Consider the following 12,315-nt stretch of genomic DNA (forward strand, 5'->3'; position numbering starts at 1 on the left):
CGCCCCCAGCGCCTCGCGCGCCCGCGCCATGTGGAAGGTCACCGTGGCCTCGGTCACGCCCAGCTTTTCGGCAATGCGCGCCGTCTGATGGCCGCTGGCCAGAAGGCACAGCACGTCCCGTTGGCGAGGACTGAGGTGAAGTGAGGTACCGGTCAGGGCCCGGTTGGTGCGATCCGGCAGCGGCGCGGTGATAAAGGCCGCCAGAAAGGCGGAGAACAGGGACAGGTCCATGAGCTGGCTGGACTCGTCCATCGTGGCGCCCGGCTCGAACCCGAGGGTGACAAATGTCCCGAAATCCCGGGAACCGCCGAACTTGCTGCAAATCAGCGTACCGTAACCGGCGTCCTTGAGCCCGTGGTTGTAATCCAAGGCCTTTCTATTGGGCGCTGCATCGCGCGCAACCGTGCCGGCCTCGAGCCGTTGTGTGCCGTTCTGGAAGGCCAGGTTGCTGACCAGGGGATCGACATCGACATAGCCCTGGTGCAGGTATTCGTCCATCCATGCATCCGACATGTTGGTGTTCACCCAGGCGATTTCGCGGGTCGCCCCGTTGGCATGCGCCACGAGGATGCTCTTGATCCCCAGCGCGCGGGACGCCGCCACCGCCGCCTCCCATCGAGACTGCAAATCCCCGGGGCGCGCCAGTTGATCCAATGTGTCGATCAAGGAATTCTGCATATCGTCAGTTCCTCCGTCTTTTCAGGCTTCCCCCCTTCTCATCGGCTCCCCTTGGGTTTCGTTTCGCTCATGGCGCGATCAGCTGGTATTTCAGCGCCAGCGCCAAAGCATGTTCGCGGGTCTGCGCCCCGGCGCCTCGCGCGCCCAGTTCGGCAGAAGCAGTCATCCTGTCCAAAGCATCAATCAAGGCATTCTGCATCGCACAACCCTTTCAATGTCGGATCGAAAGTCAATCTCCCTAAGGTTGCGATGTTTTGCCGGAAAAAGCAATTCCCCGATCACCGCGGCGACCGGAAAAACGTGCCCCAAAGGGCGCTTTGGCCGATTGTCAGTAAAGGCCGCCCGAACTCATGGTGCCGAAGGTCGCCTTGGGGCCGACCACCGCCTTGCGGCCGCTCGAGGTGGTGACCTCGCGGGCGCCGTATTGCTCGACCTCGTCGAACAGCGGCAGGTTGGCGCCCATCGCGAAACCACCGTCGAAGGTGATGCCGAACAGCGGCTCCTCGCCATCTCGGAAATACTCGGCCACCACCATGTCGCCCTCGGCGTCATCCGCCAGGCGGGCGCCGGTATAGCGGTCGATCTTGATGAAATGGCCACCCGGCGGCACCCGGAACTTGCCGCCGCCATAGGACTTGATCGCCTCGGTCATGAACTCCTGGAACACCGGGCCGCAGGTCGAGCCGCCATAGGTGCCCCGCCCCAGCGGGCGCGGGCGGTCATGGCCGATGTAGCAGCCGGCCACCACCGAGTTGGTGAAACCGACGAACCACACGTCCTTGGCCTCGTTGGTGGTGCCGGTCTTGCCGGCCACCGGCACCGGCAGGTTGACGGTGCTGGCGGCGGTGCCGCGGCTCACCACGCCCTGCATCATCGAGGTCAGCTGATAGGCGGTGATCGCATCCATCACCCGCTCGCGGTTGGAGACGATGCGCGGCCCGCGGTCGGCCGCGATATCGGCGCTGGCGCAGTCGGTGCAGTCGCGCTTGTCATGGCGGTAGACGGTGCGCCCATAGCGGTCCTGCACCCGGTCGACCAGGGTCGGCTCGACCCGCTCGCCGCCATTGGCGAACATCGCATAGGCGGCGACCATCTGGAACAGGGTGGTCTCTTCCGAGCCCAGGGAATTGGCCAGGAACTGGCCCATGTCGTCATAGACCCCGAAACGCTCGGCGTAATCGGCAACCACCTCCATGCCCACCTCCTGCGCCAGACGGATGGTCATCAGGTTGCGGCTCATCTCGATGCCGGTGCGCAGCGGCGTCGGACCGTAGAACTTGTTCGACGAGTTGCGCGGCCGCCAGACCCCCTGCGGCGTGTCGATCTCGATCGGCGCGTCGATGACGATGGTGGCCGGGCTGTAGCCGCTGTCCAGCGCCGAGGCATAGACGAAGGGCTTGAAGGACGAGCCCGGCTGGCGCTTGGCCTGGGTGGCGCGGTTGAACACCGAATCCTGGTAGCTGAAGCCGCCCTGCATCGCGATCACCCGGCCGTTGTTGACGTCCATCGCCATGAAGCCGCCCTGCACCTCGGGCACCTGGCGCAGCGACCAGCGGACGAAATCTCCGCTCTCGTCCTTGGTGATGGCGCGCACCAGAACCACCTCGCCGACGGCGAGAAGATCGCCGGCCACCTTGGCCTTGCGGCCGGTCTTGCCATCGGCCAGCAGTTTGCGGGCCCAGGTCACGTCCTTGGGCGAAATCCAGTGGCCGTCGGCGTCATCCTCGACCGATTCGATGCCGATCCGGGCGTCGTTCTTGCCGACCTCGAGCACCACCGCCGGGTGCCATTGCCCGTCGAGGTCTATATCGCGCGGGACATCGGTTTCCGCCAGCGCCGCGCGCCAGGCCGCCTCGTCGGACAGCACCGCAGCCTCGAGGGTCTTGCCGGTGCCGCGCCAGATTCCCTGCGCGCGGTCGTAGCCCTCCAGCGCATGGCGCAGCGCCCGCGCCGCCACTTTTTGCAGTTCGGGGTCGATGGTGGCGCGCACCGTCATGCCGCCGGTAAAGAACTCGTCCTCGCCGAAATCGAGGCTCAGCTGGCGGCGGATCTCGTCGGTGAAATAGTCACGCGGCGGCAGGGCGTCGCGGAACCCCTCGAAATCGCCGTTCTGCACCGAGCGCAGCGGCAAAGCCTTCTCGGCCTCGTAGGTGGCCCGGGTGATAAAGCCGTTCTCGGCCATTTCCTTCAGCACGAAATCGCGCCGCGACTTGACCCGCTCGCGGTTGCGCACCGGGTGGAACTTGCCCGGCGCCTTGGGCATCGAGGCCAGGGTCGCCGCCTCGTGCGGCGCCAGCTCGGACAGCGACTTGTTGAAATAGGTCTGCGCCGCCGCCGCCACACCGTAGGAGTTCTGCCCGAGGAAGATCTCGTTCAGGTACAGCTCGAGGATCTGCTCCTTGTCGAGCGTCTCCTCGACCCGGGTCGACAGGATGATCTCCTTGATCTTGCGTTCGATCTTGCGGTCGCCCGACAGCAGGAAGTTCTTCATCACCTGCTGGGTGATGGTCGAGGCACCGCGGCAGCCCGAGCCACGGCTCCGGGCGCAGTCCAGCGCCGCGGCGGCGATGCCGCGCGCATCATAGCCGGAATGGCTGTAGAAATTCTTGTCCTCGGCCGAGATGAAGGCCTGTTTCACCAGGTCGGGAATCTGGTCCGAAGGCACGAACAACCTGCGTTCCTTGGCAAACTCGTCGATGATCCGCCCCTCGCCGGAATAGATCCGGCTGATGGTCGGCGGCTTGTACTGGGCCAGGCTCTCGTGGCTCGGCAGTTCGCGGCCGTACATCCAGAACACGGCGCCGATCGACAGCGCGATCACCGCCGCGCCCATCGTCACAAAGGTGAAGACGGTCCCGAAAAAGGAAAAAATCGCTCTCAGCACGTTCGGCCCCTGTTGCACGCTCTGCGCCGCCCGCACCGGGCGCCGCCTTCCCCGTCTATAGACCCACCGGCGCGGGGGGTCAAAACACATCCCCGCCAGGGCTGCGCGTCTTCCCGCCCACCGGGCGCGCGGCTACTGGCGCACCAGATCGCGCAGGATGCGGTCCTCGTCGCGCCATTTCAGCAGGCCGTCGCGGATGCCCCCCGCCATCACCGCCCGCCAGTTCGGATCCTGCAACCGCGCCAGATCCGTCTCGGAAGACAGGAAGCCGACCTCGATCAGCACCGAGGGAATATCCGCCGCCTTCAGCACCGAGAACCCGGCCTGGCGCAGGGGTTTGCGGTTGAGGCTGCCGCTGGCGGCGCGCATCGCGCCGACCAGGCTTGCCGCCAGAAGGTCGCTGCGCGGCTGGGTCTCGAGCCGGGCCAGGTCCAGGAGCACGTCGGCGACCCGGTCATCGGCGCCGCTGAGGTCGATTCCCGAAAGAATGTCGGCGCGGTCATGGCGTTCGGCGAGAATCGCCGAGGCCGTGTCCGAGGCCTCCTGCGACAGGGTATAGACGGTGGCGCCGGTGGCATGGCCCTGTTGCAGCGAATCCGCATGCAGCGAAACGAAGACATCGGCGCCCGCCTCATGGGCGATCGACACCCGCCGCTCGAGCGACACGAAGACATCCTCGTCCCGGGTCATCACGACCTCGAAACTGCCGGTCCGGCGCAGCGCGTCACGGATCTCGCGGGCAAAGCGCAGCATCAGCTCCTTCTCGCGCACCCCGTCGCGCTCGGCCCCGGGGTCGATGCCGCCATGGCCGGGGTCCAGCACCACCACCAGCGGCGCCCAGTCCGGGCGCTGCGGCGCCGGATCGGCGGTCTTCGCCGGTGCCGGCAGGTCCCAGCGCGGATCGCGCGGCGCCCCCGCGCGCGCGGCATAACGCGCCGCATCGCCCGGGCTCAGGCCCAGCGTCAGCCGCGCTTTGCCGCTGGCCTCGTCGACCTCCAGCCCGGCTTGGTCGAGAATCAGCGGCCGCTCGAGCATCAGCACCATGCGGCTCCAGCCGGGGCGGAACTGGCCGAAACGGATCTCGCCGACCCCCTCGGCCGTCCCCAGCGCCGCGGCCTCGAAGCCCGACCAGTCGACCTCGCGGAAATCGACCACCAGGCGGCGCGGCGCATCAAGCTGGAACACCCGCCAGGGCACCCCCTGCGACAGCTCGAGCCCCAGCGTGACCTCGCCGCGCCAGCCGGCCTCGAGCCGGCTTTGCGCCGCATTGATGCGGGCCAGCCCGCCCAGTTCCTGCGCCAGTGCCGCCGACCCCAGCCACAGCAGCGCCAGAAATGTCAAAAACCTGCTCATGCCCCTGCCCTTCGTGGCTCTTCCCGGCACCCTACCCCAGCTTGCCCCGGGCGCCAAACACCGGCTTTTCTCTTGCCGCAAATATCCCGGGGAACGGTGGCTTTCGGCACGAAAGGCGCCGTGGGGCAGCGCCCCCTAGACCGCGCCGCGCGCGGTCATGAATGCCTTCAGTCGGCGCAGCCCCTCGGCGATGTCCTCGCTGGCCCGGGCATAGGAAAACCGCAGCGTCGTGGCGCCGCGCAGCGGGTCGAAATCCAGCCCCGGCGTCACCGCCACGCCGGCCTTGTCCAGAATCTCGCTGGCAAAGGCCCGGCTGTCATCGGTGAACTGGCTGACATCGACATAGACATAGAACGCCCCGTCGGGCGGCGCGAAACGGGTAAATCCGGCTTGGGGCAGCCCCTCGATCATCATCTGCCGGTTGCGGGCATAGACCTCCATGTTGGCCTCCAGTTCGGCCGCGCAGTCCATCGCCGCCAGCGCCGCCACCTGGCTGGCGTGGGGGGCGCAGATGAACATGTTCTGGGCCAGCCGTTCGACCCGGCGCAGGTGATCCTCGGGCACCACCATCCAGCCGACCCGCCAGCCGGTCATCGAGAAATACTTGGAGAAAGAGTTGATCACATAGCAGTCGTCGGTGATCTCCAGCGCGCTCACCGCCTTGGCCTCATATTCGATACCGTGGTAGATCTCGTCGCTGATAAAGGCCGCCCCCTTGGCGGCGCAGGCCCCGATCAGCGCCTCCATCGCCGGCCGGTCGAGCATGGTGCCGGTCGGATTGGCCGGCGAGGCCACCATCAGACCCTGGATGTCGATCTCGGCGAAATCGGCGGGCACCGGTTGCAGGCGGTTTTCCGGCGCGCTCGGCAGATCGACCGGCTCGAGCGACAGCGCCTTCAGGATCTGGCGGTAGGAAGGGTAGCCCGGCGCCCCGATGGCGACCCTGTCGCCGGCGTCGAAAAGCGCGGTGAAGGCCAGGAGAAAGGCCCCCGAGGAGCCCGGGGTGACGATCACCCGGCCCGGGTCGAGGTCGACATCGTACCACTCGCCGTAGAGCCGCGCGATGCGGGCCCGCAACTCGGGGATTCCCAGCGCCACGGTATATCCCAGCGCCTCATTGCCCATCGCCCGTTCGAGCGCCTTCTGCGCCCCCCGCGGCGCTGCCGTCCCCGGCTGCCCGACTTCCATGTGGATGATGTGGCGCCCGCCGGCCTCGGCGCGCCGCGCCGCCTCCATCACATCCATCACAATGAAGGGATCGACATCACCACGTCTTGAGTTTCGCATGTTTTTCGTTCCTATTGGCCGCATGCCCTTTCACCGTGAATCCGCCGCGCCGTCAATCCGTCCTTCGCGCGGGGTGTTCGCGGCGCTGCTGGTGCTGGTGCTGATCGCCGGGGCGCTGCCGGCGCGGGCGGTCACCCTGATCCGCGATCCCGACATCGAACATGCGCTGGCGCGGCTGGCCGAACCGGTGCTGACCGCCTCGGGGCTCGGCAGCCAGGTCCGGGTCTTGGTGGTCGACGACGGGTCGCTCAATGCCTTCGTGCTCGACAATCAGCATATCTTCATCCATCTGGGGATGCTGCTCAGGCTGGACACGCCGCAGGCATTGCAGGCGGTGATCGCCCATGAGGCGGCGCATATCGCCAACGGTCATATCGCGCGGCGGATCACCAACATGGGCTATGCGCAGTCGGCCGCCAGCCTCGGCGTCGCGCTGGCGCTGGCGGTGGCCGCCGCCACCGGCGAAAGCTCGGCCGCGGCCGGCATCGCGCTGGGAACGGCGACCTCGGCGCAGCGCCGCTTTCTGGCCCATACCCGCGCCGAGGAGGTCGCCGCCGATCAGTCCGGCCTGCGCTATCTCAGCATCGGCGGCGTCGATCCGAGCGGGGCGCTCGAAGTGCACCGGCTGTTCCAGGGCCAGGAAATGCTCAATACCGCGCGCCAGGATCCCTACATGCGCTCGCATCCGCTGACCGGCGACCGGCTGCGCGCGGTTCAGGCCTATGTCGACGCCCAGACCGGCAAAGCCGCGCCACAGCCCGAGAGCCGGTACTGGTTCGAACGCGCCCGCGGCAAGGCGCAGGGGTTTTCCCGTTCGGCGAAATGGACCCTGCGACGCGCGCCCGACGCGATCTCGGAAGACATCCGGGCGATGATGGAGGCCGCCGCCTATCTCAAGCTGGCCGACTGGCGCCGCGCCGAGGCGCGAATCGACCGGGCGCTGGCGATCCGCCCGGACGACCCGTTCTACCACGAGCTGAAGGGCCAGATCCTGCTCGAGAGCCGCCAGTACGATGCGGCGGTGGCCGCCTATGGCCGGGCCGTCGACCTGGCGCCGGACAACGCCCTGTGTCTCGCCGGCTACGGCCATGCGCTCTTGGCGGCAAAACGCCACCGCGCGGCGCTGGCGGCGCTGGAAAAGGCCCGCGCGCGGGATTTCCGCGACAGCCGCCTGCTGCGCGATCTCGGCCAGGCCTATGCCCACGACGGCCAGCCCGGCATGGCCGCCCTGGCGACGGCGGAAAGATACGCGTTGCAGGGCCGGCTGAAAGATGCAGAAATCCACGCCAGACGCGCCAGCGGCCTGCTGCCGCGCGGCTCGGGCGGCTGGCGGCGGGCGGAAGACATCCTCTTGGCCGCGCGGCGGGCAGAAAACAAACGATGAGATGACGGAGAAACCGATGATCCGAACCCTAGTTCAGGCTGGCGCGCTCAGCCTTCTGGCCCTGCCGGCAACGGCGCTCGACCTGGCGCGGATGAGCGACGCCGAGCGCAGCCTGTTCCGGGCCGAGGTGCGCTCCTATCTGCTCGACCATCCCGAGGTCATCATGGAGGCGGTCGAACTGCTGCAACAGCGCGAAGCCTCGGCCGAGGCGGCCCAGGACCGGGCCCTGATCGATGCGCTGCGCCGCGAGATCTTCGATGATGGCTACAGCTGGGTCGGCGGCAATCCGGAGGGCGACATCACGCTGGTCGAATTCGTCGACTACCGCTGCGGCTACTGTCGGCGCGCCCATGAAGAGGTCAAGGAACTGGTTGCGGGAGACGGCAACATCCGCCTGATCTACAAGGAGTTTCCGATCCTCGGAGAGGCCTCGATGCGGTCCTCGCGCTTTGCGGTGGCGGTGAAGCAGCTCGCCGGGGATGACGCCTATGCCAGGGTCCACGACGCGCTGATCACCCTCAAGGCCGAGCCGACGGATGCGGTCCTGAGCCGGCTCGCAGGCCAGCTTGGGCTCGAGGCGGCAGCGATTTTCGCCCGCATGCCGAGCGACGCGGTTTCGCAGGAAATCGCCGGCACCCGCGCCCTGGCCCAGGCGCTGAGCATTTCCGGCACCCCGACCTTCGTGATGCAGGACCAGATGCTGCGCGGCTACCTGCCGCTCGACGCCATGCAGGCGCTGGTGGCGGAAAAACGCGACCGCTGAGCCGGGAGTGATCGCCGCCGGGGGCGCTGCCCCCGGTCACGGTCGCGTTCGCCCGCTGCCTCAGAGCGCCGTCCAGCCGCCGTCGACGCTGATCGTGGTGCCGGTGATCTGCGCCGCCGCGTCAGAGCACAGGAACACGGCGGTGCCGCCGATCTGCTCGACCGTGGCGAATTCCTTCGACGGCTGGCGCGCCAGCATGACATTGCGCACCACCTCGTCGCGGCTCATGTCATATTCCTTCATCGTGTCGGGAATCTGCGCCTCGACCAGCGGCGTCAGCACGTAGCCCGGGCAGATCGCGTTGCAGGTGATCGCCTCTTCGGCGGTTTCCAGCGCCACGGTCTTCGACATGCCGACCACCCCGTGCTTGGCGGCGATATAGGCCGATTTATAGGGCGAGGCGGTCAGACCATGGGCCGAGGCGACATTGACGATCCGCCCCCAGCCGGCCCGGCGCATATGCGGCAGCGCGGCGGCCATGGTGTGGAAGGCCGAGTTCATGTTGATGGCGATGATCGCATCCCATTTGTCCTGCGGGAACTCGTCGATCGGCGCCACGTGCTGGATGCCGGCATTGTTGACCAGGATCTGGCAGCCGCCCGCCTGCTCGATCAGCGCCCGGCACTCGGCGCCCTTGGACATGTCGGCACGGATATAGCGCGCCTTGACCCCGAACTCCTCGGCGATGCCGGCCGCCAGGGCGTGATCGGCCTCCGAGTCGGTGAAAGAGTTCAGAACCACGTCGGCGCCGGCCCGGGCCAGTTCGCGTGCGATTCCCAAACCGATTCCCGAGTTCGAGCCGGTGATGATGGCAGTTTTTCCCGATAGCGTCATGAAGGGCCTCTCTAGGTCGAATTTCGCCGCCACCATACCATGCTGCGCCCGCAAAATAAGGGGGGGCGGCTGCGACACGTATTCTTACGTAAGCCCGGCCCAAAGCCACAGCGCGCACAAAAAAACGCCCGCGCAAGGCGGGCGTGAAGTTATTGAGGCAGGTTTCATACAGGCAAGAAACCTATCGAGCAGTGCACCCTTTATAAGCAATCCGGCGCCGGTCTCCAAGCTAAAAGTTTGAAAAGGCAGGAATGCCGGGATAACGTCCGATCCAATAAATACAGGCCAGCGCAGGATTGTTCGGCAAATGATACCAGTATGTTTCCGACGCTTCGGGGGCCGAATCCTCGCCGTGAGCCTGTTTTCCTTGGCTCTGAGCGCCCGGGCCGAGCCGAGCCATGGAATCGCCATGTACGGCAGCCCGGCGCTGGCCGCCGATTTCGCCGCCCTGCCCTATGCCAACCCCGAGGCCCCCAAGGGGGGGCGGATCGTCACCGGCAATACCGGCGGATTCGATTCGCTGAACCCGTTTCAACGCAAGGGCACCGCACCCTGGCAGCTGCGCTTCCTGATCGGCGAATCGCTGATGGGGCGCAACTGGGACGAACCCTTTTCGCTTTACGGCCTGCTGGCCGAAAGCATCGAGACCCCGCCCGACCGCACCTGGGTCGAGTTCACCCTGCGCCCCGAGGCCCGGTTTTCCGACGGCAGCCCGGTCACCGTCGAAGACGTCATCTGGTCCTACGAGACCCTCGGCACCTCAGGCCATCCGCGCTATCTCGGATTCTGGCAGAAGGTGGCGCGGATCGAGGCCACCGGCCCGCGCTCTTTGCGCCTGACCTTCAATGTGCCCGACCGCGAACTGGCGCTGATCGCCGGCCTGCGGCCGATCCTGAAAAAGGCCCAGTGGCAGGGGGTGAATTTCGCCGAAGCGCCGCCGGGCATGGTGCCGATCACCAGCGCGCCCTATGTCGTCGACAGTTTCGAGGCCGGGCGCCAGGTGACGCTGCGCCGCGATCCGGGCTACTGGGGCAAGGATCTGCCCCTGCGCCGGGGGATCGCCAATTTCGATCAGATCCGCATCGATTTCTACGGCGACGGCGACGTCATGTTCGAAGCCTTCAAGGCCGGCGCGCTCAGCTATTTCCGCGAGTTCAACGCCGAGGACTGGGCCCGGCGCTACGATTTTCCCGCCGTCGCCGAGGGCCGGGTGGTGAAATCCGAGATCCCGCACCGCAAACCCTCGGGGATCACCGGTTTCGTGATGAACATGCGCCGCCCCCCCTTCGACGACATCCGCGTGCGCGAGGCGCTGATCCACGCCTTCAACTACGAATATATCGCCGACACGCTGACCGGCGGGCGCCAGCCGCGCATCCGTTCCTATTTCTCGGGCTCCGAACTGGCGATGGACGCGGGCGCCGCCTCGCCGGCGGTACGGGCGCTGCTGGCGCCCCACCTCGAGACCCTGCCCGAGGACGTGCTCGCCCCCTATGCGCTGCCGGCCTCGAACGGCTCGATCCGCAACCGGGCCAATATGCGCCGGGCGATGCAGCTCCTGTCCGAGGCCGGCTACAGCGTCGTCGACGGCGCCCTGACCGACGCCGACGGCCGCCGCTTCGGCTTCGACATCCTCCTGCGACAGGGCGACAAGCAGGACCAGGCGGCGATCGACATCTATCGCAAGGCGCTGGAGAAACTCGGCATCGCGGTCAGCGTCACCATCGTCGACAACGCCCAGTACACCCAGCGCCTGACCACCTTCGATTTCGACGTCACCGACTACCGCCGCGCCCTGTCGCTGAGCCCGGGCAACGAGCTTGCTCTCTACTGGTCGAGCGCATCGGCGGACCAGCCCGGGTCACGCAATCTCATGGGGGTCAGGAGCGCCGCGATCGACGCCCTGATCGCCCAACTGACCGCGGCCCAAAGCGCCGAGGAGTTCCGCTCCACCGCACAGGCGCTCGACCGGGTGCTGACCACCTCGCGGCTGGTGATCCCGATCTGGTCCTATGCCGTGGGGCGCATTGCCCACGAGGCCGACCTGCGCCACCCCGAACGGCTGCCGATCTACGGCGACGGGCCGGAATGGCTGCCCGGGGTCTGGTGGCGCCAGCCCGGCTGACGCCCCCCCCGCCGCTCATTCTCTTGCCGGAAATCTCCTGGGGTGAGTTGGCCGCAGGCCAAGAGGGGCAAGGCCCCTGACCCTGACCCTGCCCGCGCGCCGCACAACCCGCGCTATCGCGGCCGCAGCCGCAGCCGGATCCCCGATTTCGAGCGCAACGTCAGATGCGCCACCGGCACCGGCGGCGGGCCGACCGGCTCCAGCCGGTAGGCGCGCAGGATCATCGACAGGATCAGCGGCCCCTCGACCATGGCAAAGCCGGCACCGGTGCAGACCCTCGGACCGGCCGAGAACGGCAGGAAGGCCTCGCGCGTGCAGGCCTTGGCCCTGTCGCCGCTCCAGCGCCCCGGATCGAAGCCGTCGGGATTGTCCCACAGCCGTTCGTGGCGGTGCAGGTGAAAGGGCGACAGCACGATCTGGCTGCCCGGCGGCACGGCGCGGTCGCGGAACCGTTCCGGGCAACGGTTCTGGCGCACCATCATCGGCACCGGCGGATAAAGCCGCAGCGCCTCGCGGAAGACGTCGCGGCTGAGCGTCAGGCGGCGCATCACCGTGAAATCGCAGGTCTCCAGCACCGCCGCCTCCTCGGCGACCCTTTCCTGCCAGTCGGGATAGCGGGCCAGAAGATACAGCGCCCAGGCCAGGGCCGCGGCGCTGGTCTCATGGCCGGCAAGAAAGAAGATCGCCACCTGGTCGGCCATTTCAGCCGAGGAAAAGGTCTCGCCGGTCTCGGGATCCCGGGTGGTCATGATCTTGGTCGCCAGATCGTCCGGCGCGCTGCCGGCGGCGATCTCCTGCTGGCGGGCCTCGGTCAGAGTGGCGATCAGCGCCCGGATCCGCGCCGCCGCGCGCCGCGTGTCGCGGCGGTAGAAACGCGGCATCCAGCGTGGCAGCGGCAGGAAGGCGGCGACATTGAGGATCGGCTGGCTGCGCTGGTAGGCGCCGAAGGCGGCAAAGACCTCCGAGGCCAGCCGGTCCTCGATCGGGATCGAGAACAGGGTGCGGAA

General features: G+C 67.4%; 9 protein-coding genes. 3 read left to right on the top strand and 6 right to left on the bottom strand.

The window, feature by feature from the left end; translation table 11 throughout:
- The 4 genes from ABZD10_RS08410 to ABZD10_RS08425 form a co-directional block, all read right to left on the bottom strand.
- Positions 1-678, bottom strand: a 678-nt coding sequence (locus ABZD10_RS08410) for a helix-turn-helix transcriptional regulator (RefSeq protein WP_372885776.1), incomplete at its 3' end; no start/stop codon positions are given.
- Positions 679-1,006: 328 nt separating this feature from the next.
- A complete protein-coding gene (locus ABZD10_RS08415; RefSeq protein WP_372885777.1) occupies positions 1,007-3,562 on the bottom strand; it encodes a penicillin-binding protein 1A in 2,556 nt (851 codons plus the stop codon).
- A 132-nt stretch (positions 3,563-3,694) separates the two neighbouring features.
- The gene (locus ABZD10_RS08420) at positions 3,695-4,915 is read right to left on the bottom strand and encodes an N-acetylmuramoyl-L-alanine amidase (RefSeq protein ID WP_372885779.1); all 1,221 of its coding nucleotides are present in this window, start codon (positions 4,913-4,915) and stop codon (positions 3,695-3,697) included.
- 135 nt (positions 4,916-5,050) lie between these two features.
- Positions 5,051-6,202: a pyridoxal phosphate-dependent aminotransferase gene (locus ABZD10_RS08425; protein ID WP_372885781.1), complete on the bottom strand. Its 1,152-nt coding sequence runs from the start codon at positions 6,200-6,202 to the stop codon at positions 5,051-5,053.
- Between ABZD10_RS08425 and ABZD10_RS08430 the strand changes: the two genes are divergently transcribed.
- On the top strand, positions 6,201-7,586 hold the full coding sequence (locus ABZD10_RS08430; RefSeq protein WP_372885782.1) for a M48 family metalloprotease: 1,386 nt from the start codon (positions 6,201-6,203) through the stop codon (positions 7,584-7,586). The genes ABZD10_RS08425 and ABZD10_RS08430 overlap by 2 nt on opposite strands.
- Positions 7,587-7,602: 16 nt before the next feature.
- Positions 7,603-8,349 carry a DsbA family protein gene (locus ABZD10_RS08435; protein WP_372885783.1) on the top strand — a complete coding sequence of 249 codons (747 nt, stop codon included), beginning with the start codon at positions 7,603-7,605 and terminating at the stop codon, positions 8,347-8,349.
- 60 nt (positions 8,350-8,409) lie between these two features.
- Here ABZD10_RS08435 and ABZD10_RS08440 read toward each other — a convergent pair whose 3' ends face one another.
- Positions 8,410-9,183, bottom strand: a complete 774-nt coding sequence (locus tag ABZD10_RS08440) for a 3-hydroxybutyrate dehydrogenase (protein ID WP_372885784.1) — start codon at positions 9,181-9,183, stop codon at positions 8,410-8,412.
- Between the two features lie 307 nt (positions 9,184-9,490).
- Between ABZD10_RS08440 and ABZD10_RS08445 the strand changes: the two genes are divergently transcribed.
- A complete protein-coding gene (locus tag ABZD10_RS08445; protein WP_372885786.1) occupies positions 9,491-11,308 on the top strand; it encodes an extracellular solute-binding protein in 1,818 nt (605 codons plus the stop codon).
- Between the two features lie 113 nt (positions 11,309-11,421).
- On the opposite strand, the gene ABZD10_RS08450 is transcribed toward ABZD10_RS08445, so the two are convergent.
- The coding region (locus ABZD10_RS08450; protein WP_372885787.1) for a cytochrome P450 at positions 11,422-12,315 on the bottom strand (894 nt) is incomplete at its 5' end.

The organism is Shimia sp., from assembly GCF_041624275.1.
In the GTDB taxonomy this organism is placed as follows: domain Bacteria; phylum Pseudomonadota; class Alphaproteobacteria; order Rhodobacterales; family Rhodobacteraceae; genus Shimia.

Coding starts and splice junctions, on each gene's coding strand:
- ABZD10_RS08420 (WP_372885779.1), bottom strand. CDS start 4,915: ATGAGCAGGTTTTTGACATTTCTGGCGCTGCTGTGGCTGGGGTCGGCG.
- ABZD10_RS08430 (WP_372885782.1), top strand. CDS start 6,201: ATGTTTTTCGTTCCTATTGGCCGCATGCCCTTTCACCGTGAATCCGCC.
- ABZD10_RS08425 (WP_372885781.1), bottom strand. CDS start 6,202: ATGCGAAACTCAAGACGTGGTGATGTCGATCCCTTCATTGTGATGGAT.
- ABZD10_RS08435 (WP_372885783.1), top strand. CDS start 7,603: ATGATCCGAACCCTAGTTCAGGCTGGCGCGCTCAGCCTTCTGGCCCTG.
- ABZD10_RS08440 (WP_372885784.1), bottom strand. CDS start 9,183: ATGACGCTATCGGGAAAAACTGCCATCATCACCGGCTCGAACTCGGGA.
- ABZD10_RS08445 (WP_372885786.1), top strand. CDS start 9,491: ATGATACCAGTATGTTTCCGACGCTTCGGGGGCCGAATCCTCGCCGTG.